Source organism: Occallatibacter sp., from assembly GCF_035317045.1.
Taxonomy (GTDB): domain Bacteria; phylum Acidobacteriota; class Terriglobia; order Terriglobales; family Acidobacteriaceae; genus Telmatobacter.
In genome coordinates this window covers 25,154-47,703 of the sequence record NZ_DATHHT010000017.1, presented here as the reverse complement: position 1 = coordinate 47,703, position 22,550 = coordinate 25,154, and the positions used below count along the sequence as shown (strand labels likewise).

At 58.3% G+C, this 22,550-nt stretch carries 23 protein-coding genes and 1 tRNA gene; 10 read left to right on the top strand and 14 right to left on the bottom strand.

Translation table 11 applies throughout. The features are described from left to right. The first annotated feature begins 37 nt into the window (after positions 1-37). Positions 38-580 (top strand): VOC family protein, encoded by a 543-nt coding sequence (locus VK574_RS06990; protein WP_472799110.1) that lies wholly within the window; start codon positions 38-40, stop codon positions 578-580. Between the two features lie 146 nt (positions 581-726). Here the strand turns inward: VK574_RS06990 and VK574_RS06985 are convergent, their stop codons facing one another. From VK574_RS06985 to VK574_RS06970, 4 genes are all read right to left on the bottom strand, one after another. Then, entirely contained in the window at positions 727-2,205 is a 1,479-nt protein-coding gene (locus tag VK574_RS06985; protein ID WP_472799109.1) for a nitronate monooxygenase, read from the bottom strand. Positions 2,206-2,359: 154 nt separating this feature from the next. Then, entirely contained in the window at positions 2,360-2,890 is a 531-nt protein-coding gene (locus VK574_RS06980; protein WP_472799108.1) for a hypothetical protein, read from the bottom strand. A 27-nt stretch (positions 2,891-2,917) separates the two neighbouring features. Then, positions 2,918-3,088: a hypothetical protein gene (locus VK574_RS06975; RefSeq protein WP_472799107.1), complete on the bottom strand. Its 171-nt coding sequence runs from the start codon at positions 3,086-3,088 to the stop codon at positions 2,918-2,920. A 17-nt stretch (positions 3,089-3,105) separates the two neighbouring features. Further along, on the bottom strand, positions 3,106-4,362 hold the full coding sequence (locus VK574_RS06970) for a magnesium transporter MgtE N-terminal domain-containing protein (protein ID WP_472799106.1): 1,257 nt from the start codon (positions 4,360-4,362) through the stop codon (positions 3,106-3,108). A 462-nt stretch (positions 4,363-4,824) separates the two neighbouring features. Here VK574_RS06970 and VK574_RS06965 point away from each other — a divergent pair, with 462 nt between their 5' ends. Together VK574_RS06965 and VK574_RS06960 are read left to right on the top strand one after the other, a co-directional pair. Then, complete coding sequence (locus VK574_RS06965) at positions 4,825-5,265, top strand: ATP-binding protein (protein WP_472799105.1); 441 nt, start codon at positions 4,825-4,827, stop codon at positions 5,263-5,265. A 129-nt stretch (positions 5,266-5,394) separates the two neighbouring features. Further along, positions 5,395-5,739: an STAS domain-containing protein gene (locus VK574_RS06960; RefSeq protein ID WP_348261832.1), complete on the top strand. Its 345-nt coding sequence runs from the start codon at positions 5,395-5,397 to the stop codon at positions 5,737-5,739. A 436-nt stretch (positions 5,740-6,175) separates the two neighbouring features. Here the strand turns inward: VK574_RS06960 and VK574_RS06955 are convergent, their stop codons facing one another. Next, positions 6,176-6,373: a hypothetical protein gene (locus tag VK574_RS06955; RefSeq protein WP_472799104.1), complete on the bottom strand. Its 198-nt coding sequence runs from the start codon at positions 6,371-6,373 to the stop codon at positions 6,176-6,178. A gap of 234 nt (positions 6,374-6,607) precedes the next feature. Beyond that, positions 6,608-7,315: a hypothetical protein gene (locus VK574_RS06950; RefSeq protein ID WP_472799103.1), complete on the bottom strand. Its 708-nt coding sequence runs from the start codon at positions 7,313-7,315 to the stop codon at positions 6,608-6,610. Positions 7,316-7,397: 82 nt separating this feature from the next. Between VK574_RS06950 and VK574_RS06945 the strand changes: the two genes are divergently transcribed. Then, positions 7,398-8,051 carry a TetR/AcrR family transcriptional regulator gene (locus VK574_RS06945; protein ID WP_472799102.1) on the top strand — a complete coding sequence of 218 codons (654 nt, stop codon included), beginning with the start codon at positions 7,398-7,400 and terminating at the stop codon, positions 8,049-8,051. Between the two features lie 164 nt (positions 8,052-8,215). Here the strand turns inward: VK574_RS06945 and VK574_RS06940 are convergent, their stop codons facing one another. The 3 genes from VK574_RS06940 to VK574_RS06930 form a co-directional block, all read right to left on the bottom strand. Further along, positions 8,216-8,794 (bottom strand): LemA family protein, encoded by a 579-nt coding sequence (locus VK574_RS06940; RefSeq protein ID WP_472799101.1) that lies wholly within the window; start codon positions 8,792-8,794, stop codon positions 8,216-8,218. A 90-nt stretch (positions 8,795-8,884) separates the two neighbouring features. Continuing rightward, the gene (locus VK574_RS06935; RefSeq protein ID WP_472799100.1) at positions 8,885-9,739 is read right to left on the bottom strand and encodes a TPM domain-containing protein; all 855 of its coding nucleotides are present in this window, start codon (positions 9,737-9,739) and stop codon (positions 8,885-8,887) included. A gap of 361 nt (positions 9,740-10,100) precedes the next feature. Further along, positions 10,101-10,820: an SDR family oxidoreductase gene (locus tag VK574_RS06930; protein WP_472799099.1), complete on the bottom strand. Its 720-nt coding sequence runs from the start codon at positions 10,818-10,820 to the stop codon at positions 10,101-10,103. A gap of 121 nt (positions 10,821-10,941) precedes the next feature. Here VK574_RS06930 and VK574_RS06925 point away from each other — a divergent pair, with 121 nt between their 5' ends. Together VK574_RS06925 and VK574_RS06920 are read left to right on the top strand one after the other, a co-directional pair. Next, a complete protein-coding gene (locus tag VK574_RS06925; protein WP_472799098.1) occupies positions 10,942-13,188 on the top strand; it encodes a S9 family peptidase in 2,247 nt (748 codons plus the stop codon). Between the two features lie 357 nt (positions 13,189-13,545). Then, on the top strand, positions 13,546-14,361 hold the full coding sequence (locus tag VK574_RS06920; RefSeq protein WP_472799097.1) for an energy transducer TonB: 816 nt from the start codon (positions 13,546-13,548) through the stop codon (positions 14,359-14,361). Between the two features lie 21 nt (positions 14,362-14,382). Here the strand turns inward: VK574_RS06920 and VK574_RS06915 are convergent, their stop codons facing one another. Further along, positions 14,383-15,657, bottom strand: coding sequence for a nickel-dependent putative hexonate epimerase (locus tag VK574_RS06915; protein ID WP_472799096.1), 1,275 nt, complete (start codon positions 15,655-15,657; stop codon positions 14,383-14,385). Between the two features lie 941 nt (positions 15,658-16,598). Beyond that, positions 16,599-16,675: transfer RNA gene (locus VK574_RS06910), tRNA-Val, on the bottom strand. A 129-nt stretch (positions 16,676-16,804) separates the two neighbouring features. Here VK574_RS06910 and VK574_RS06905 point away from each other — a divergent pair. Together VK574_RS06905 and bshA are read left to right on the top strand one after the other, a co-directional pair. Further along, a complete protein-coding gene (locus tag VK574_RS06905) occupies positions 16,805-17,674 on the top strand; it encodes a ChbG/HpnK family deacetylase (RefSeq protein ID WP_472799095.1) in 870 nt (289 codons plus the stop codon). A gap of 102 nt (positions 17,675-17,776) precedes the next feature. Beyond that, entirely contained in the window at positions 17,777-18,916 is a 1,140-nt protein-coding gene (gene bshA / locus VK574_RS06900; protein WP_472799094.1) for an N-acetyl-alpha-D-glucosaminyl L-malate synthase BshA, read from the top strand. Positions 18,917-18,936: 20 nt separating this feature from the next. Here bshA and VK574_RS06895 read toward each other — a convergent pair whose 3' ends face one another. The 3 genes from VK574_RS06895 to VK574_RS06885 form a co-directional block, all read right to left on the bottom strand. Further along, entirely contained in the window at positions 18,937-19,500 is a 564-nt protein-coding gene (locus tag VK574_RS06895; protein ID WP_472799159.1) for a 3-hydroxyacyl-CoA dehydrogenase NAD-binding domain-containing protein, read from the bottom strand. Next, entirely contained in the window at positions 19,500-19,682 is a 183-nt protein-coding gene (locus VK574_RS06890) for a hypothetical protein (RefSeq protein ID WP_472799093.1), read from the bottom strand. Before VK574_RS06890 ends, VK574_RS06895 begins: the two co-directional genes overlap by 1 nt. A gap of 105 nt (positions 19,683-19,787) precedes the next feature. Next, entirely contained in the window at positions 19,788-20,345 is a 558-nt protein-coding gene (locus VK574_RS06885) for a hypothetical protein (protein ID WP_472799092.1), read from the bottom strand. A gap of 304 nt (positions 20,346-20,649) precedes the next feature. On the opposite strand from VK574_RS06885, the gene VK574_RS06880 reads away from it, so the two are divergent. Both VK574_RS06880 and VK574_RS06875 read left to right on the top strand, forming a co-directional pair. Then, positions 20,650-21,549 carry a hypothetical protein gene (locus VK574_RS06880; RefSeq protein WP_472799091.1) on the top strand — a complete coding sequence of 300 codons (900 nt, stop codon included), beginning with the start codon at positions 20,650-20,652 and terminating at the stop codon, positions 21,547-21,549. Positions 21,550-21,575: 26 nt separating this feature from the next. Continuing rightward, the gene (locus VK574_RS06875) at positions 21,576-22,304 is read left to right on the top strand and encodes a TraB/TrbI/VirB10 family type IV secretion system protein (RefSeq protein ID WP_472799090.1); all 729 of its coding nucleotides are present in this window, start codon (positions 21,576-21,578) and stop codon (positions 22,302-22,304) included. Positions 22,305-22,550: the final 246 nt, after the last annotated feature.

Below are 22,550 nucleotides of genomic sequence, written 5' to 3'. Positions count from 1 at the left end.
GCTCCAGCGTCAGGATTGCATCGCCTTCAGAGAAAAGATGATGCCCAAATTCACCAGCCTCTCGCGCCGCAAATTCGTCGCCATCGCAGTTCCAGCCGCTGCGCTGGCAACCTTACCCGCGCCCTCAATTGCCGGCGCCCCCATCGCGCCCTCACAAGGAGAAGACATGATGACCCTGACCCCTTACCTCTTATTCGAGGGCACCTGCCACGACGCCATGGAGTTCTACAAATCCGTCTTCGGCGGAGAACTCACATCAACCAAAGTGAAGGATTCGCCCGCGAAGGACCACATGCCCGCGTTCCAGCAGGACAAGACGATCAACGCTCGTCTGCGCAGCAGTGCGATTGAAATCTCGGCATCCGATTGGCTGATGCCCAATCGCACCCCGGTTCGTGGCAACACGGTTTGTCTTTACTTGAGTGGTGGAACGTTCGAGGACTTGGACTCCCTCTTCGAAAAACTTTCCGAAGGCGCCGATGTCACCGATCCTCTGCGGGAAATGTTCTTCGGAGCCTACGGCGCACTCAACGACAAGTTCGGCGTCCGCTGGATGTTTCAATCCAACAAACCATCCTGACCGCGAGGCGCTGACTTGCAACTGTGTCATCCTGAGCGACACACGCCTGGGGCCCTGACGCGGAAACGCGACGGGGTAAGCGTCGCGAAGGATCTGCTTCATCCTTCAATCTCATCCCGACGCATCGTCTTTTTTAAAATGAGAAATCAGGCCGTTGCGGTTTCAAATTCAGCCTGCATCTGCAGCGGTTGCGGCTCCAAATCAACTTTGCTCAGCAGCTCGTTCACCACGTCCACTGCCGAATAGCTCAATTGACCCGCCTCGAGAAACTGCGACGCGGTATTCAAATCGTCGCCGATCGTTACCAATGGCGGTTCAGCCGAACCGTCCTTGCGCGTCTGCGCGTGGCCAATGTTCGCCATCAGCGCATTGCACAAGCACTTCCGGCCAACCGTGTCTTCAATCTTGCCGCCCTTGGCTACATAGTTTGCCACAGGCTCGGCCGAGCAGCGATACCCGATCTTGTCCTCGCCTATCGCGTACGGTTCACGCAAATACCCCAGATCGCAAACCCGCGTCCGCGCCTGCGCAACGCCTTCGTCTGAATAGGACCCGGCAAGCTGCGCTACCTTGAACGGAAACCCCGTCGGCGATGCCAGTGGATCCGTGAACACCTTCCCCGTCCCCGCTATCGCCTGCCCCAGCAGGGTCCGCTTCAAGTCCGCCCGCATCCCCGATTCCTCGCTGAATGCAAACGCCGTACCCACCTGCACGCCTGCTGCGCCCATGTCGACGGCTTCCTTCACTTTGTCCGCATGCCCATAGCCGCCGGCCAGCCAGAAGGGAACACCCAGCTCGCGCATCTCCGCAATATTCACCTTGTCCCGTTCGCCGTAGATCGGTTCGCCCGCTTCATTCAGCTGCAGCTTTCCGCGCGGCGGAGCATTGTGCCCTCCCGCCGTCGGGCTCTCAATCACCAGTCCGTCCACGCGCCCACTTGCACGCCGCAGCATGGTCGTTGCCAGCGTATTCGACGAGACAATCGCCAGAAACCGCGGCCGTTCCAAAAGCGGCACCCGTCCGTCCGCAAACTCCGCCGGATCGAACCGCATCATCGTGTCCTGGGTCGCAGCAGCTCCCGTCACCGCCAGCCGGTACTCCGCCGGCTTTCCCGCGGCCAGATTGTCCAGCACCCCCGGAATGTGCAGCGGGATTCCCGCGCCCATCAGCACGTACCCCACACCCGCCAGCATCGCTCCATATATCGACGCCAAATGGGGCAATTGCACCTTTTCCAGAAAGTTCACCCCAACCTTGTTCAAGTGCCCCTGGCGCGCAAGAAATACTTCAACAAAGTTGCTTACCATCAGCAATTCAAGCAGGTTGCGCGAGTCGCGCCGCTGGTGCATTTGCGTCGTCGGATACGGTATTCCACTCGGCTTTCCGCCGGGAACAAAGTAGTCGTTCCAGATCTTCCTCGCCATCTCGGGGAACGGAAAAGCGTCCAATCCCCTGCGCATTTGGCCGTCCTTGTCACCATCGGCCAGCCGCCGCACCAGTACCTGGTCAACCGCAGTACCCGACACGACGCCAAGCTGTCCCAGTTTTGAGACGGTCTGCGCCAGGCGCCAGTTGGACACACCGACACCCATTCCGCCTTGAATAATCCGTGGAAGTTGGACCATCCTTGAATTGTTTCACATATTCTGTTCGATATCGGTCTTTAATTTGGAGCTGCCAGTGAAGCTGGTAACCAGTGCGTATCAGTCAAACTCCGCATCACCCGAATGGCTGATCAACCGGCCTGCTAACTGACTGACGGGACTGAGCAATCCCGTCTCAATCCCACGGTGTCTCCTTGAATGCCTGCGCCATCCCCGGATAGAACGCAAGGTATCCGCAAATCAGAAAATTGACCCCCACACTGATGAAGAGCGCCGCTTCCTGCCCCGGCGACATCGGCGTCGGATTTCCTGCCGCCTGGTTGGCGGCATAATTGATGAGCAGCTTTATTGCTGTCGCTCCGGACATGAACATCACCACCCACCGCACCTTCCAGTCGCGGCTATACCACCGCCACGCCATCACACCGTAGAGCAGCGCCGTGATGTAGAAAACTGCTTCAGCTGACACCGCCTTCGGCCACGGATCAAAATTCGCCAGAATATAGTTCGCCGCATCCGTGTCCGGCGCCAACCCCAACGTCAATCCGAATATCAGGTTTACCACTGAACGAAACACCAGGAGCCAGATAAACACCCGGATCAGCGTCGGCAGTTTGTATTGCTCCACATGATCGCCGCGTTCGCGATTTGGCCCTGTCTGCGTCTGCTGCGGTACATACGTCTTGATCGGTTGTAATGGCGGCATACTCCTCCTGATGGTTTAAATGTCCACTCACATCCAAAGCATTTGCGTATCGTCACCTTCGACCGAGAACGCCTTGAATACATCGCGCCTCGCCAAAACCACAATCGCGGCCACATCGATGGTCAACACGACGAAGAGCATCGTTCCAAGTATGTATTCTTTGATCGTTTCAAGGCAGATTTCTGTGAAGGGTAACACGACCTCCGCAAAGGCAACTACAATTTTTCGCGAAGGAAACTGATCACGTGATCGGCCGTCACCACGCCCACCATGCGCCCCTGCGTATCCACCACCGGCAGCGCATGCAGATTATATTTATCGAACATCTCCGCCAAATCGATCTGCTTCATGTCCGCCGGGCACGACAGCACCCGCGCCTCCGCCAGCACTGAAAGACGTGCATCCGGCTGCGCCACTACCAGCCGCGCCAGCGGAACCGACCCTTTCAGCACGCGCTTCTCGTCCAGGAGATAAATCTCGGTCACCGTCTCAATGTCCCCGTCGAAGCTGCGCAGCGCCGGCCCCACCTGCGATACCGTCGCATCCGTGCCAAGATAGACAAAGTCCGTCGTCATCGCGCCGGCCGCCGAGTGCTCGTCAAACTCGAGCAACTCTGCGACCTCCTGCCGCTCCTCCGGTTCCATTTCTTCCAGAATCGCGTCCGACCGTTCCTCCGAAAGCTCGGCCAGCAAATCCGCCGCCGCTCCAGGATCCATCTCCTCCACAATGTCGGCGATCTTTTCTTCGTCCAGTTTCTCGAGCAGAGAAATCTGCAGCTTTGGATCGACCTCCTCCAGTGTCTCCGCCGCCACTTCTTCATCGAGCGATGTAAAAACGGCGTCGCGCTCCGCGGGAGCCAGGTCTTCCAGAATCTCCGCCAGGTCGGACGGGTGCATCTCAGCCAGCCGCTCGTACTCGATGCGCAGCTTGACCCGCCGCGCCGGATCCACCTCGATCACATCCACAAACTGCCACGGAATCCCGCGCTCTTTGAACTTGCGCGACAGCACCTCGAGCGATGTCCTCGGCAGCAATCCTTTGAACACCCGCCGGAATGCCCCGCGCAGCCCTACTTCCACCTCGGCCACCCGCAGCGTATGCTTGGTGCCTTCTTCCTTCCACTCCAGATCGACGTCATTCACGCGAACCACCTTGCGCCCGTGAATGTCGATGATCTGTCTGTCCACCAAATCCTGCTGCAGGTAGAGGTAGTTGCCCTGGTCCTGCAACGGCACCAGCGTATCCGTCGACGTCAGTTCGAGCGTTCCCGCAGGCGTCTCATGCACATCCTGCGAAGGCACCAGCAACAGACCCGTGCGCGTCTTCAGCACCAGTCCTGCAACCTGCCCCGCTTCAGCCCCTGTCGCGACGGCAACGTCCTTCAGCTTGCCGCGCACCTGTCCCTGCGCATCCGTCACCAGCGTCCCCAACAGTGCCGTCAAACTCACGCGCCTTGTGGTGCGCTGATTCATATGCTGAGTGTACTGCGAAGAACTCCAACGTGATCCACCTGCATCCTCCCTCCCCCGCGTCCTTCCCTCGCCACGCCGGGAACGTGTCATTCTGACCAATCACAAGCGCAACGAGTGGAGCGGAGGAACCTGCAGTTGCTTTTCCTTCACACGCCGCAAATCGATCATCGATGCTGCTCACGTTCAATATCGAAATCCCTCATGTTGACCGCTTCAAATTCTTGTCACTCCCCTCGGCACTTTTCCGGTTCGCGATCCCACCCAAACCTCGCCTAACTCAAACCAGTTCTTGACACAACGCCCCTTAGCTATGAAACTGCCCTCTATACACGTTTTCCCGTTCAACTAGGAAAACCAAATTACTTCCTCTCGCGGTATGTCGCGGGGTCCCTGCGAACAGGTCCTGGTTCGTGGGGTCAGAGCCGGGCTTTGCCATTCCCGGTACAGGCGGAGACGAAGCCTTTGATCGAGCCCAGACCAGGTAAGCGGAGCTTCTCGCTACCCTCTACGATGGAGAGCGTCGGCGAAATTGAAGCCGCCGCGGACAAGCTGGCCGAAGACGCTGGCATTGACGAAGAAGAACGTTTCCGCATCACCATGGCCGTGCGCGAGGCCGCCGTCAATGCCGTCCTTCACGGCAACGACTACGACCCCGCCAAACAAGTCACCGCCAGCTTCGAAAACAACGGAAAATCGCTCGTCTTCACCGTCGCCGACCAAGGCAAGGGAGTGGACTGGGAACACCTCCCCGATCCGCTCGCTCCTGAAAATCTCCTGCGCGGCACTGGCCGCGGCATCTTCCTCATCCGCTCCTTCATGGATGAGGTCCACTTCCGTCAACTCGAACCCGGAACAGAACTGACTCTGGTCAAGCATCTCGTCCCGGCGCAGAAAATAACCTGACGCATCTCTGTCTCATCACTTCTGTGGATTGCGCAGTTGCGCTATGGCCCAGAGGCGCCCCGCAAACTGATGTTCGTTTGCGGGGTGTCAGATGCTATAACTTGTATGACTCACAAAGGAGGAATTTCCGTGGCACTTACTATTGCTTCCCGTGAATTGGACGGCGTCACCGTCCTGGACCTCAGCGGGCGGATCACTCTGGGCGAGGGCAGTGTGCAGCTGCGCGAAGCGATTCGCGACCTGATCAGCAAGGGATCCAAAAATATCCTGCTGAATCTGGGCGATGTGAACTATATCGATAGCTCGGGACTGGGCGAACTCGTTGGCGCCTACACCACAGCCAAGAACCAGGGTGCCGCTCTCAAACTGCTCAACCTGACCCGCAAGGTCAAGGATGTCCTGCAGCTCACCAAGCTTTACACCGTGTTCGACATCTACGACGACGAAGCCAGCGCCATCGCCTCCTACAAATAGCCGGTCCGTATGCTCGTTCCGTGAGTCGAAGTTCGCGATCTCATTTTGTATCGCGCCATCAAAGTAAGGCAGAGCAGCCCCCTGCCCGTTTTTCTTCAGACACTCCAGGGCCATCCTCCGCGGATGGCCCTCTTGCTTTCTAGACCCCTTTGCATTTCGGTCGGTCGAGATTTCCAAAATCTGGGTGCCCCATTCATGGCGTAGACTCATCGCGCCATGAGTGGCAAAACTACGAAATCAGAACCATGAAGTCCAAATTCTCTGGGTGCAGCCCCATCCTTGCGAAGCAAGGGTGGAAAAGCACAATGCTCACTCCATTCGTGTCAACCTGAGTGCCGCACGCTTGGGGCCTTGAGAACGCGCCAGCGCTCATGGGGTAAGCGGCGCGAAGAATCTGCTTTGTCTTTGTCTCTATCTGTGACGCAACCAACGCAAACTAAGCACTGCCTTCCGGCCTCACCCACGACCGGATGCTCACCGCATACACGCCGATGCAAAACAGATTCGCCGGAATAAACCCAAGCTGCCCCGTGCGCATGCCGATGACGCAAACGATCACGCTGTTCACGCTCGCTACAACGAGCCCAGTCCACCGCTTGCGCCCCACCAGAACCGTCGAAAACACCGTTAGCAAACAAGAAATAATCTAACCGGAACACAGCAACACCCAGCCTTCCCCTGCCTCCAATCTGCCAGAAGTCAGCCCGATCTACTGTGATTTATCGCACTCCAACTAAATCGAAGGTACTCAAATTCTCCCCGCCCAAAACATCAGGCCAGAGCAGCATCGCCACTCCGGCCACAACTGAAGAAACTGACAGCCCCTAGCAAGCGACTGACACAACTGAGCACTGCTCACTGACCAATGTCACTGCCTGGGAGCCCCAGGTCTCGCTTCTGAGATCTGGGAAGCGATGTCTACATGAGAGACTGCCTTCCACATCTCCACCCCCACCCCCACAAACCAGATCGCATGTGCCAGCACCACCGCCGCCATCCCATGCACATCCAGCCGCAGATGCCCCACACCGATCAGCACAATCAACACCGGCGCAATCAAGCATCCATAAACAGCAATCACCTTTCCCAACCCGCCATTCCGCAGCGCCGATACCGACCAGAGCATCACCGCCACCGACGCTGCCACCGAGTAGATCCGCGCGAACGCCTGGTTGAACTGGAAGACCGCATCAATGATCATCCGCCACTGCGAAACATTCGCTGCGCCGTCGCGAATCATGTGCCTCATGATGTCCGGAACAATGAAGCCGCTTACTGCCGTAGCCAGCAGCAAAGCAACAGCGCCGAATCCATAGCCAACCAACCCGGAAATCGCCAGCCGATCCTGCCGCTCGCCCTCTCGCGCCGCGAGCCGCCTCGTCAGACCGATCGCTCCCAAAAACATCACCAGAAAGCTCACCATCGCCAAGGAGTGTGCAATCCCCGATACCACCGCGAGCCGCTCGAACTGCGCCGGCGTCAGCACTCCAGCACTCGTTGGGTGAATCGCCATCGTTACCATGCCGCCAATGGAACCGGCAATGAACGCCAAACCTGCCTTACGATCGTCTGTCATGTGAGGTACTGTAGAGGGAATCCCAGCGCGCGTGGTGCCCAATCTTCAAGCAGCGACGCGATACTGAACAAAGGACCGCGAAATGTCCGACAACCTCGCCGCACTCAAACCCGAGCCCGCAAAGCCGCAAGCGGAGAAACCTGAATCAGCACGACCCGAGACAACAAAAACCGATCGCCGCATTCTTCGCACCCGCGACACCCTCGGCGACGCCCTCGTCGAACTCATGCACGAGAAACCCTTCGAGAACATCACGGTGCAGGAAATTCTCGATCGCGCCGGAGTCGGACGCTCCACCTTCTACACCCACTATCGCGACAAACACGACTTGTTCCTCAGCGATGTCGAAGACTTCTTCCAGCTCTTCTCCACAGCGCTTACACGCAACGGGGCTGATCCCCGCCGACTCGCTCCTGTGGCTGAATTCCTGACCCACCTCTCCGAGGTACGCGACTTCTACGCCGCCGTCGTTGCTTCGGGCAAAGTGAATGACGTGCTCGCACTCGGTCGCGGATTCTTCGCCCGCTCCATCGATGAGCGTCTCCGTCTTGCCGGCATCCATGCTGAGCCCACACAGTTAGCCGCCCAGGCGCACGCCCTTGCAGGCAGCCTCTTCGCACTCATCGACTGGTGGATCGATCGCGGCATGAAGACCGATCCCAAAGAAGTGGACGCAATCTTCCACCGCATGGCCTGGTCCGGTATCAAGGCAAAAGCTGCCGTCCGCGGAAGTTGAAGATCTTGGTGATTCACATAAGCAACAGAATCGGGTGCCCCATCCTTGCGAAGCAAGGGTGGGAAAGCTGAATGCACCAAGCGGAAACACCAACCTGGGTGCCCCAGGTCTCGCTTTTGAGACCTGGGATCGGCTAACTGAAAACTGATAACTGAAAACTGTTTCTAGAACTTCACGCTAGGCACCTGCTGCGCCGCCGGGCTTGCCTTGAAGTACGCATCATTCGTGTGGAATCCCGCCATCCCGGCCCAGATGCTGTTCGGAAACTGTCCGATAAACGTGTTGTAGTCCTGGATCGCCTGGTTATAGCTCCGGCGCGCCACGCCGATCCGGTTCTCAGTCCCCGCCAGCTCATCCTGCAGCCGCATGAACTGCTCGCTCGACCGCAGTTGCGGATAGTTCTCCGTCAACAGCAGCAAGCGTCCCAGCGCCCCATCCAACTGCCCGTTCGCCGCAATCTTCGACTGCGGAGTCTGCGCGTTCAACATCCCCGCCCGCGCATTCGCGATATCGGCATACACAGAGTTCTCTTCCTTCGTGAACCCCTTCACCGTCTCCACCAGGTTCGGAATCAAATCCGCTCTCCGCTCCAGCTGTACATCCACCTCAGACCAGGACTGCTTCACCGCCTGGTCCTTCGCCACCATCTGGTTCTTGGCGCTTACATAGCTCCCACCCACCAGCAGCAGCGCCACAATGATCACACCCACCACACCCAGCACAACCAGCATTCCCTTGCTCATACCGTTCCCTTCTCCTCCGACCTCAAATTTCTTTTCCTTACGTCCCTAGTCCCTGGTCCCTTGTTCTCTCGTTCCCGTCGTTCCCCGCTCCTACCAGCTTCCCCCCGCTCCCCCGCCTCCAAAACCTCCCCCACCAAAACCGCCAAACCCACCGCCTCCACCCGAATCGCCCCCGCCGCCTCCAAATCCCCCGCCACCCATAAACGGCCCGCCTCCGCCATAGTACCGGCGTCCGCCCAGCGCGCTGTTCAGCAATCCCATCGCAAACAGCAACCGCAGTCCGCCAAACCCGCTGAAAATCAGAATCAGAAAGATGAATGGAATCAAATTCGCCAGTCCGCCCGAGCGATGCCGCTGCGGTACCGGCGGCGGAACCGGCAACTGATCGCTCAGCGTCACATGCGCATCCGTCGCGATCACCTGTGCCACCTGCCCTACCGCGCCCAGAATCGCGGCATCATAATCCTTCGCTCGCAGCGACGGCACCATCGCCCGCCCAAAGTCCCCCACCTTGGCGTCGTTCAGAATCCCCTCAAGCCCGTATCCCACATCGATTCGGTACTTGTGATCGTCCACCGCCAGCAGCACCAGCACGCCGCGATCCGACCCCTTCTTGCCCATGTGCCACTTGTTTTCGAGCTCATTCGCCCAATCGGCCGCGTCATCGCCATCCAGATTACGCACCGTCACCACTGCCACCTGCGCGTTCGCCTGCGAGTGGTCCAGCTCCGCGCAAATACGGTCCAGCTTCGCCACGGCATCCGGCGACAGCACATGCGCATAATCATTTACGTAGTCATTGGGCTTGGGCAGACTGCTGGCTTGCTCGGCTATCGCAATCTGCAAAGGAAGAAGAAGGAAAAGAGCCGCCAGCATCAGCCGGAACATCGTCGAACTCGTGCGGTGAAAGCCTTCCATCGCACTCAATTGTACGTTCCACCCCACCCCAAAGTTCCCGCACCGGTCCCGCAGGGACGTCCGATAATAGCCCAGGGTGAAACCCTGGGACAAATCCGAGCCATCGCCTCCCGCCCCGTAGGGCCGGTCCGAATCAGAACAGCGGGCGCACGGGGCCTTTCACCTCTGCCCTGTCACTCTGAGCAAACGGCCTCCACGAAGTTCCGGGAGGGAACGCAGGAAAATAGCCCAGGGTGGAGCGCAGCGGAACCCTGGGGATAGCAGACGACATGAACCCAATCCCGGAGGGACGTCCGAATCCAGCGCGTCTTCATCTGCGACGCGGGAGCGCCATCCAACCACTGCTTTTACTTTTTGTTCTCGCGTCGGCAAACAAGACTGACCACGACTAGCTATCCCCATAAACCGGAATCGCCGCCCCATGCACCACCTTGGCATCCTCGCTGCACAAAAACAGAATCACCTTCGCGATATCCTCCGGCTTCGGCCATTGCGCAAAGTCAGCGCCCGGCATCGCCTTCCGATTCGCTTCCGTATCGATAATGCTCGGCAGAATCGAATTCACCCGCACGCCGCTCCCCTTCACATCCGCTGCCAGGGAATCCATCATCGCCACCGCCGCCGCCTTCGATGCCGCATAGGCCGCAGCGCCCGCGCCATGATCCACCGCCGCCTTCGCCGCAACATTCACGATCGATCCATGCTTCTGCTTCAGCATCGGCACAATCGCCGCGCGCGACAGCGCGTAGCCCGTTCGCAGATTCAGAGCCAGCATCTGGTCAAAGGTCTTCGTCTCGAGTTCCCAAAGCTTGATGCCCCCGGCATAACCGCCCACCGTATTCACCATCGCATCCAGATGCCCGTGCGACCCAAGTATCCCATCGACAAGTTTGCCGACAGCGCTCTCATCGGTCACGTCAACGCGAAACCCTTCCAGCAATGCTGTCGCAGCTCCCGCCGACTTCTTCAATGCCGCAAATTCCTCCTCGCTTCGATACGTCACTACCACCGCCGCACCCTCAGCCAGAAACGCGAGACTCACCGCTCGTCCCAGTCCGCCCGTTCCGCCCGCCACCAGCACCACCTTGCCTTCAAAGTTTTCTCTCATAGCCCACCTCATTCGTCCGTGTGCCCGTTATACCACCACGCATTCAGACCGCCAGCGCACCTCGCTCACGTTCCCTAGTCCCCTAATCCCTGATCCCTGCTCTTCTACACTTGAAGTTGCCATGACCGACCAAACATCCTTCACACCGCCCATCGCTCGCAAGGACCACCACGAAACCGTCCTCCACGGCATCACCCTCTCCGACGACTACGCCTGGCTCCGCGACAAGGAAAATCCTGAAGTCACTGCCTACCTAAACGCTGAAAACGCCTACGCCGAAGCCGACACCGCCGACCTCGCTCCCCTGCGCGATCAGCTCTACAACGAGATGCTCAGCCACATCAAGCAGACCGACGAGTCCGCCCCCTACCGCGAAGGCGACTGGTGGTACTACATCCGCACCGAAGAGGGAAAGCAATACTCCATCTTCTGCCGCAAGCGCGCATCTGACACAAACCCGGATGCCCCATCAAGCCCGGGCGCCCCATCCTTGACAGCAGCTTCATCGCTGTCAAGGGTGGGAGACCGCAACACTCAACCCGGACCAGACGCTCCCGAAAACATCATCCTCGACGGCAACCAGCTCGCCGAAGGCCAGGCCTTCTTCTCTATCGGCGCCACCGACATCTCCGACGATGGCCGCTGGCTCGCCTACACCGTGGACTTCACCGGCTTCCGCCAATACACGCTCCACATCAAGGACCTCAAGACCGGCGAAACCCTTCCAGGCAAAGTCGAGCGTGTAGGCTCCGTAACCTGGGCGTCCGACAACATCACGCTCCTCTACTCCGTCGAAGACGAAGAACAGAAGCGTCAGTTCCAACTCTTCCGCCACACCCTCCACGCGCCTCACGCCTCCGACGTCCTCGTCTACCAGGATGACGACGAGCGCTTCAACATTGGCGCAGGCCGCACGCGCGACGGCAAGTTCATCATCCTCGAATCCGGCAGCCATACCACCACCGAGTGCCGCGTTCTCCCCGCCGACCAGCCCAGCGGCGAGTTCATCCTCATCAGTCCCCGCGAAGACGAGCACGAATACTCCGTCGACCACCGCAACGGCCAATGGTTCATCCGCACCAACGATCGCGGCCGCAACTTCCGCCTCGTCACCGCACCCCTCAATGCGCCCACGCGTGAAAACTGGGTCGAGCGCATCCCTCACCGCGACACCGTCATGCTCGAAGACATCGATCTCTTCGCCAACTTCTTTGTCGCCTGCGAACGCGAAGATGGCCTGCCGCGCCTCCGCCTCTGGAAGTTCCAGGACGAAACTCCCGATGCCAATCCCGCCGGCGAAATCGCCTTCCCCGAGCCCGCCTACAGCGCCTCATCCGGTATCAACCGCATCTGGGAGACGAAACTCTTCCGCTACGGCTACCAGTCCCTTGTCACCCCGGGATCCGTCTACGAATACGACCTCGAGACCCGCCAGTCCGATCTCCTCAAGCAGCAGGAAGTCCCCGGCGGATTCGACCGCACCCTTTACGCCAGCGAGCGCATCCACGCCACCGCACCCGACGGCGTCCAAGTGCCTATATCCCTCGTCTATCGCCGCGACCGATTTGCAAAGAACCTGGGTGCCCCATCCTCGACACAGTCTTCTCGGGTCGAGAGTGGGAAAGCTCAAGACTCAACCAGCCACGATGCGAATCGATCACCGCTCTATGTCTACGGATACGGCTCTTACGGCTACGCCCTCCCGCTCGGCTTTAATTCCAACCGCCTCAGCCTCCTCGATCGCGGCATCGTCATCGCTTACGCCCACATTCGCGGCGGAGGCGACCTCGGCAAGCCCTGGCACGACGCCGGAAAAATGCTCGTTAAACTGAACACCTTCACCGATTTCATCTCGGCGACCGTGCACCTCACCGCCAACGGCTACGGCGATCCCGCCCGCGTCGCCATCGAGGGTGGCTCCGCTGGTGGACTCCTCATGGGCGCCGTCACCAACCTCCGCCCCGATCTCTTTCGTGCCGTCCTCTCCCACGTCCCCTTCGTCGACGTCATGAACACCATGCTTGACGCGTCTCTCCCGCTCACCGTGCCCGAATACGAAGAGTGGGGCGATCCCAATCAGGAAGCTTACTTCAAATACATGTTGAGTTACTCGCCCTACGATAACTTGAAATCAGCAAGTTATCCAGCCATGTTAGTCAAGACCTCGCTCAACGACAGCCAGGTCATGTACTGGGAACCCGCAAAGTACGTAGCCAAACTCCGCGCACTAAAAACCGATGGCAATCCGCTTCTCTTAGTCACCAACATGGAAGCCGGCCACGGCGGCGCCAGCGGCCGCTACGACTACTTGAAGGAGATCGCCTTCGACTACGCCTTCCTCCTCCGCGAACTCGGATTGCTAAGCTAGTATCCAGTCCACGAAATTCATAAATGCGCGAAGTTCGTAAATGCGCGAAGTTCACAATAAAAGTTGAAGGCGTCATCCTGAGGGAACGTGACCCCAAATGTAGTTCAGTTCGGGAGTAAAAGTTAAAGGTATCATCCTGAGCCAAAGGAGCCCCAAACGTAGTTCAGTTTGGGGGTGCTGAGTGAATGATCTGCTTTCTCTTCTCTCGATGTGACTCCCACCACCAATAAAACTGCCCGCTGTCATTCCGACCGACCGCAACGGAGTGAAGGGAGTGGAGGAACCTGCAGTTGCTTTTCGCGCTTCCCGCTACGCCCATCCCGCGTGATAAAGTGTCTCTTGCTTCCTCCAATCAGCATGAAATCCGCCTTCCTCATCATCCTCCTCGCCCCCTCATTCCTCGCCGCGCAAACCGCGCAAAGCGATCCAGTCAAGATCTACACCTCCGGCCCCGGCGTCACCGCCCCGGAGCTTTTGCCTCATCAAATGTCGGATCCGTATGTCTCCGACCATTGCACCGGCGATCAGCAGGGCAAGATCTCTTTCTCGCTCATCGTCGATGCCGGCGGCACGCCCCGTAATATCTTCTTTCTCCAACCCCTCGGCAATGACCTCGATGTGCTGGCCCTCAGGCACGTCGCGGAAGACCGCTTCAAACCAGGCACCCTAAACGGCCAGCCCGTTGCTGTCGCCGGGTCGCTCGATGTATCCATGCGTACCTGTCTGCGCGACGAAAAAGATGCACACAGCCAGAAACGCATGGTGCTTCACCTGGCCGCTGAGCCCGAACAGGAACTCAAGCCTCCGATTGATCCGCCTCAGCAGGTGGTGCTCGTCTCTGGAAATGGGGTCACTCCAAATCCCGAAGAGCCGAATCCGCTTGTCTACAAAGTCGGCGGCGATGTCAAAGCGCCCCATACGTTCCCTCCATCAGCAGACGCGATGGCGTTTGCCCGCGGGCTTCTCGATCTCGGCGACTACAAAGTTTCCGTCCTGGTGGATCGCAATGGAATGCCCGAAAGCATCAGAATCCTCGACACCGCTCAACCGGGCCGAGAACAGCAAGTCGCGGGAATCATGCGCACATGGCGCTTCAAACCCGCTATGCTCAACGGCCAGCCCGTACCGGCTCGCGTTGAAATTAGCCTTCGATTCACGGCTCATGGCAGGTAATGAGATTCTCAAAATGCCGCGCTAACTTGACAGTCGCGAGTGATGCGCCCACAACCCCAGCCCCGGATTCGAAACAAAGAATAGCTCTTCGCCATCTAGCCTGTTATATCCATGCGATAACTTATCCGGGTTATAGTGCTCCGACGTCTCCGTATAGTTGCCGTACTTGAAGCCCACGCCCTCGATTTCCTCACGGCTCATTCGCCCAGGGCACCACGTAATCGTGAACCGCCCTTCCGACGACCCGTGAATCAGGTGTGCAGCCGCACCCAACTCCGCCGCAAGATCGGCATTCGCTTCCACCGCCGCCAGCGTCGCCGGCGTCCCGCGATACCCGTATTTGCGAATCAACGCATCAATGCACTTGTCCTCGCCAAACTCTCGCACCGCAGGCGCAAGAATAATCAGCTCCGCGCCATCGGCCAGCGCCATGCGCGTCCGATACACCGCCTTGTTTCCCAGCCACGTCGAATGAAACTCGTGCGGATCGAGATACACCACGGCCTTCTTGATCGGCTCCGCAACCAGCTCAAAGTTCACCTTAAGGCTCAGCTCCGACGCCCGATGGAAGCACTCCACATCGTCTCCGATAAACAATCCACGCACCGCCAGCCCGCCATCCGTCCGCCGTCCAACCACAGTTTGCACATACACAATCGGCAGTTCGCGTAGAAAATGATCCGAAGCATAATTCAGCACCGCGCGCACCGGATTCTCCGCGCGCCCCATGATGCGTTCCATCCCGTAAACCGCGCCCAGGTAATGGCTAAGATTAATGCTCTGGCGCCCGCCGGCGCCGATAAGAATGTTCTTGTTGTAGTTCGCCATTCCGATCACTTCATGCGGCACAACCTGCCCGATCGAGAGGATCAGATCAAATCCCCCCTGCGATATCAACCGATTCGTCTGCGCCGGCCAAGGAAAGCTCAGCTTCCCCTCCGACTGATCGCGAATAAACTCCGCCGGAACCTCGCCCAGCGTCTCCACATCCGTTCGCCAGTTGTGTACCCGGAATAACTCATGCGGCATCCCGGGATACATGTGGTCAATCTGCGCCGGCGTCATTGCCGTATGCGTCCCAATCGCCGGCAAAATTGCCTTCAGGCGATCGCCCAGAAGCTCCCTGGCCGCGCACGTCAAGACGCCTGCCTGCGAATGCAGACGCGTCATGTCCGGTGGCACCGCAAGAACTCGCTCGCGCTGCCCAAGTTTCCCAAGGCTCTCCGCAAGCAACTCCTTCAACTGCCCTGGGCCAAGCTCAACGTCGATTCCACCGACTGCGCAATACATACCCATGCGCTCACTTTAACTCAAATGCGGGCCCATGTGCCCCTCACAGCCGGCGAACGGCTCCAAACGGCGTTAGGCCGCTGGCCTATTGGGAAATCGTCATGGAAGAGCAGCTCGAAAGCGGCAGTGTGGTCCGCGCAAAGAAAGGCAGCGGAAACTTGAAACTGTAACCCACCGTGACCTGCACCACGCAGTTGGGGCTATTGGCCCCGTCTTGCGAATCGCATGTCCCGCCCGTTGAGTTTGTACCGGGCCATGAGGTCGACACTGTAAGGTTCGAGGACGAAAGCCCCGGCGGCAGCACCCTGACTGGTGTTAATGCGACTTACCTATGACTTTAACTGCATAACTTTTCTCAATTCCGTTGTCTTCGGGCACAAACTGGCAATCTCGCAGGTGATATCACCAGGGACATCATAACTTTGTTGCAAATTATTCGCTTCGAGTTATAAATCGATCGCAAGGACAAGAACGCACCTGGCGCGTGCAACATCACCCGCGATATCATAACTCCCGATGAAACTCAGCATGGCTGGGTGCTTTCAGTGCCCATCGTGGTCGGAGTATTTGCGAATATGGCTTCCGTTGACTCGGAAAGTTCAACCGAGTTAGCGGTCATCTTTCGTAACTTGAGCACCTAACTCTTCGCATCGGCGAGATAGGGGATTCCCTGATGTCTCAACGCTTTCCGCGTCCTTCGCGAGTTTCGGAAGCAGTCTCTTTGCGCCTCTTTTTAAGATAAGTGTTTTATAACTTCCGTTGACTTGCGGCACGTTCGCCACACGAATCTGAAGACTCTCGCGCCCCTTCAACCTGATCTCCGCAGCTTGTAAAATGTCGTGCGCTGCTTTTGCCGCAATTCTCCGCCTCTCGGAGCGCGAACGCACCGCATCATGCCGAAGCTTGGCACAATCCGTTGCTTTCGGGAGAAATGAAAGAATGGGGGATGGTGGGCGGTCAGGGACTCGAACCCCGGACTTCCTGCTTGTAAGGCAGGCGCTCTAACCAACTGAGCTAACCGCCCCCAAAGGCTGAGGACCGAAAAACGGCCCTTGCTCATCATACCAGCGTTGGAACTCCAAGGCGGATTCCGCTGGCATTCCTCTGGAACAGCCCACAGCGGCATGGCGCTTGGATTGATAAGCTAGTCCTTGTGCCCCGTCTCATCGTGAATGCCGACGACTTCGGACTCGCCCCAGGTGTCAATCGCGCCGTCCTCGAGCTTCATGCTGCCGAGGTGCTTACCAGCGCCACGCTTATGGCGCAGGCCAGTGCTACAGAAGAAGCTGTAAAGATGGCCTTGGCGATGCCTACACTTGGAGTAGGTTGTCATATTGTTATGGTCGACGGCACGCCGGTCTCTGACAGGAACAAGATTCCATCCCTCGTCGATCGAACAACCGGGAATTTCTATCCGAGCCTTGGGTCCTTCCTGAAGAGATCCTTCACGGCGCGCATCCGCAGCGCGGATGTCGAAGCCGAAGCTTCCGCCCAGATAGCTCTTCTGCAGAGTTACGGACTTCGACTTACGCATGTTGACACCCACAAGCACATCCACATGTTTCCCTCAATCCTGCGGTCTGTGCTGCGCGCAGCGAAGACGGCCGGCATCCACACCATCCGCAATCCCTTTGAGCCGATTTGGAGTCTGAATGCCACCACCAATGCGCCTGAATTACGCCGCGCTGAAGTCGTCCTGTTGCGCCGCTTCGAGTCAAAGTTTCGCCGCATTGTCGAAGAAGAAGGATTCCAGACCACCGATGGCGCCGTCGGAGTCCTGGCCACCGGCACCGTCAACATCGCAACCGTCAATGCGCTGATAACCGCAATGCCCGAAGGTACATTCGAACTGGTCTCCCACCCCGGCTATCGCGATGAACATCTGGCAAAGACAAACACCCGCCTCTTGGAATCGCGTGAAATCGAGCGCAACGCGCTCATGGCGATCAAGGACTACCAGGGCATCGACCTCATATCATTTGCCAGTCTCGCTCACCCGATCCAGGAGAAAGCTGCTGACTGAAATCACAGAAATTGCGGGTTTTGCATCCCCCTTCAAACCCGAAGCGTCAAACCTGAGCAGGGTGGCTCTCAAAACCTGATCTCTGAAATGTAAGGCACCGGCATGCGTATCGGCATCACGTGTTATCCCACCTATGGCGGCTCCGGAGTGGTCGCGACCGAGCTCGGCATTGAACTCGCCGCCTTGGGCCACGAGGTCCATTTCATTTCGTATTCACAGCCGTTCCGCCTCAGCGGTCGCGACGACGGTATCTTCTACCACGAGGTTCCCGTCTCAAGCTATCCTCTCTTCGAATTTCCCCCATACGACCTGGCCCTGGCCTCGCGGATGGCTGAGGTCGCCGAATTCTGCAATCTCGACCTTCTCCATGTTCACTACGCTATTCCGCACTCCGTCAGCGCCCTTCTCGCCCGGCAAATGCTGGCCGTGCGCGACCGAAGACTGCCCTTTGTAACAACCCTGCACGGTACAGACATCACGCTCGTCGGCCTTGATCGCAGTTACTTGCCCATCACGCGCTATTCCATCCAGGAAAGTGACGGCGTAACCAGCATCTCAGACTATCTCAAAGCAAAAACCGTCGAAGACTTCGGAATCTCGCGGCCCATCGAAGTCATCCCGAACTTCGTCAATTGCGATGTCTACACGCCGATCGCCGACGAAGAGACTCGAGCCAATGCCCGAGCCAAATTTGCCAGTCCCGACGAAGCCATCTTTATCCACTTGTCAAACTTCCGCCCCGTCAAGCGTGTCGTAGACGTGGTAAAGGTATTCGCCCAGGTGGTGCGTGAAGTTCCGGCTCAATTGATCCTTGTTGGTGATGGCCCCGATCGTTCTGCCGCCGAGTGGCTCGCACATGACCTCAATATCAACCATCGCGTTCATTTCCTGGGCAAGCAAGACCGCGTAAACGAGCTTCTTCCTCTCGCCGACTTGATGGTCATGCCCAGCTCGCTCGAATCGTTCGGACTGGCCGCCCTTGAAGCCATGGCTTGCAAGGTTCCGGCGATCGCAACCCGTGTTGGCGGCGTTCCTGAACTCATAGAAGATGGCGTGACTGGACTGCTCTTTCCCGTGGGAAATGTAGACGAAATGGCCGCCGGAGCCATCGCCCTCCTGAAAGATCGCCCGCGGCTTGATGCAATGCGCGACGCAGCACGCAAGGACGCACAGAAGCGCTTCTGCGCCTCTTTGGTTGTTCCCAAATACATCAAGTATTACGAAGAGGTGCTTGCCGGTTGACTTTCTCCTGGCAAGCTCGATCACGCTGTGCGGTCGGCTTCGAACTTCGGATTGAATCCCACCCGCATCCAGAACTCCCGCACCAGCGCCACGGTTTCCGGCGTCACTTGCGGTGGTGTTCGCAGCAGAATCCCCGCGCCGCTTCCCTTCTCGTCGCCATCCTTCATCGAGTAGCTGGCAAGCTCCCGCATTTCTACGGCAAGCGCCACACACTTATCCGCTCGATAAGTACACGACGCCAGGTCCGCGATCGAGAGTCTCGTCGTCGGCGTAATCAAGACTGTTCGCGGCGGAGCCATACGGTCGAGCAGACAGAAAATCTCCAGCTTCGACTCCAGTTCATCCGGCACGCAGTCGATTACCACGTCGGCCTCGCGCACCGCATCTTCTATCGTGGAAGCAAACTTGACCATAGGCAATGCCGCCGGCCCCAATTGCTGGCGCAGATACTCCTGCGCATGGTGCAGGTTTGCGGGCATTATGTCTTCCATCAGCACCGTGTAGCCCGCGCGGGCCGCAGCGAGCGCGAGCCATCTGCCCAGAGGCCCAGCACCGATAATGGCAACTTGCATTGGATTCCGGATTACTTGGCTGCGAGTGCCTTGGCCACGTCGTCTGCGTTCGGGCTGGAGTGCTCCAGGTGATCGGCGATCCGTGTGCGCTCTTCAGCCGTGAGGGTGGGTATGAGCGCAAGAATGCGGCGCAGCGTCACCGCAACATCATCAATATAGTTCATCAGTCGAATGGCTTCACCAGACAGCGGCATTGGGGTCCTCTTGATTGAAGTCAGTCCCCATTGTAGGCGGTAGGGCTGCTGAGGGAAAGCGCGCCGGATGAGCGATGACCAGGCCTGCTTCTGGAAAATGCGGCCCTACTGGTCAAATCGCATGAGTGTGGAGATCATTCCCTTTGCCAGGTCGTCGGTCTGCTCTGTGAGCAAAGTCGTTTGAGAGAACCACGCGGTCGCGTCCACGCCGTCACGGTCCTGCACCACCAGCTCGTATACGCGCTCGAATCCAAGCACTTTCCCGCTGAAGGTAACCTTCTTTCGGTCGGGATCAAACTGGATCAAAAATCCCTCTTCATCTTCGCGACGGATTTCCAGACGATTTGGATCGGGCATGGCCCCACGCAAAACAGTGCGGCTCGCTTTGGTGTTGACGCTTTCGCAACGAATCGACATAACCTCGCACAAGGCGTTCCATTGGTGCGGAAGCTGTCGCACCAGGAGCGCTGCCCTGCCGTCCGCCTTCCGTTTTTCCTCAACGGCAACGGCCCGCTTGGGCTCGTAGTTCTGCAGCTCTTCTTCTTCCCAGGTCAAGGCGCGCTTTTTCTCGGGCGCAGCAAGACCGTCCACTGGCTTCGTTACCTCGGCGATGCGTTTGGAAATCGCGTCAGATGCGGTTTGGGCTTGGGCTGTCGTAGGCATAGGGGTTTCTCTTCCGATGTTAGCCCAGGTCTGCTCTTCAACAACTGCCACTACCGTGCAGGGTAACGGTACTTTTTGGTGATGCTTCGTTTCGAAGCAATGGCTCTATCGATGGCCGCCTGGCAGGCAGAAGCCTTGCAGTCGCATCAAAAGTTCTACCGGACTTACTGTGACAATCAGAGGCGGCAGCTGGCCTTCTAATTTCGTAGAACCAACCGCCTCGCGCAACCGTCTCCATATCAGTTGTCGCAGTTTCGCATCTTGGTCAAGGTTCACCCATAGATGACGAAACGGAGGCGTGAGCGTGAAACGGGTCGCAAGGTTCGCAGGCTTTGCTTTCATCGTGTGCGCAAGTGGGCAGAGTTTCGCCGCCCCCGCGCAACCAGATTCAACAAGCACAGACTTAACAACCCTCCCCATCGGCACGAAGATTGAACTCGCCGTCACCGCACCTGTCTGGGCTCGCACCGCAAAAGCCGGAGACGCTCTCTACACGCAGGTGGATTTTCCAGTCACCGCCGGAAAGGTCATCGCCATTCCAGCCGGGACCTATGTGCAGGGTGCGATTCAGTCCATCGCCCGGCCATCGCGCTTCAAAGGTCGCGCTCAAATTCAAGCGCTGTTCACGACCCTCATTTTCGCGAATGGGTACGCGGTCCCGCTGCCCGTTCTCTCGACAGCCGCCAGTCCGGCACAACCAGCGGCAGATCCGCTTCAAACCCAGGGTGCAGCCTCGCCACTTTCGCCAACGGTAATGGACTTGACCGTCAACGTCAGTTCTTCGAATGATCTGCTGCTCGATAACGGCACGCAATTCGATATAACACTCGCGGCTCCCATTTCGCTTGACGCAAGACAGGTCGCGGCCGCGATTCCGCTCAGTCGCACGGTCGACCTGGGCAAGTTCAAATCGGCAACCCTGTGCCGTCCAACCCCCGGCACGCCTGGCAGCCCCGGCACCCCAGACACCGTGATCCCCGGCTCACCGGGAACTCCAGATACAACCATCCCCGGCGGCCCAGGTATGCCTGACACTGTCATCCCAGGGACTCCGCCGACACCTCCAACCGTAATTCCGGGAATCCCCGGCACATCGGGGTTTCCTGGAAGTAACTGCCCCGGACCGCCAATTGTGACATCGAGCGTACCCGTTCCATACAGCGCGCTTCGCAGCCCAAACTCCTCATCCACGAACAACCATTGACGCTTTAGCCAAACGGGAGACAAACCATGCGGCTTAAAATTGTTGCCTTCTTCCTGATCGCCTCCATCAGCGCTGCACAAACGCCTACCATTCCGCAGCCTGTCGATCCCGCGGCGACCACCAACACCATCACAGTGCCCATGGGAACCCTCGTTGCGCTCAACCTCATCACCTCCATCAAGAGCAAATCCACCAGGCCGGGCGATCCGGTGCGCGCTGTTGTGGCGTTCCCTCTCGCAATCGGAACGCGCGTCGCCATCCCAGCAGGCACTTACGTTGAAGGAATTGTCGACAAGGTGAATGCGCACCCAAGAGCCGGTAACTCAGCGACCGCACAACTTCGGTTCACCCGCCTTCTTTTCGCGAACGGCTACTCGGTTCCGCTGGTTGCCACAAACGTGCAGGCTAAATTGTCTGTTCCGGGCGCGGAAACACAGCCAACGTATCTGCTCGCAGACGCCCGCGACGGCGCGCCATACCTCGGCAAGGCGTTCGTCGCTGAAGGCCAGAACCCTCCATCGCTTCCACCGCTGCCGCCGCTGCCCTCCGTAGGACCGTCTCCCGGAACCCTGGCAGGCATCGGCATCGGCACAGGCGTAGGCATTCTCGTGCTCTCCCTCGTAATCGGTCATCACCACGCCGGCAGCACCGACTTCATCCTCTTCGATGCGGGATGGCAATTCCAGATGTCGTTGCAGGAAAATCTCACACTTGATGCCGCACAAACCTCCGCCGCTGCGGCCACGGCGCGATGAAGCTCGAAATTGCGGATCTAGTGTCCTGTTTCTAAAATTCGCATCAGAATTGATCTGTCATCCTGAGCGAAGTTTGGCCGGCTATTCGGCCAGGCGGAGTCGAAGGATCTGCCGTGAAAATTCAGACATCGGTACGAACCAGGGTGCCCCATCCAAGCTCCGCTTGGGTGGGAAAGCACGAACTAACTCCGCAATCACGCGCGAAGCGCGGCTAACTCCGATAACCCGTCAAGCCCCCTTCGCGAA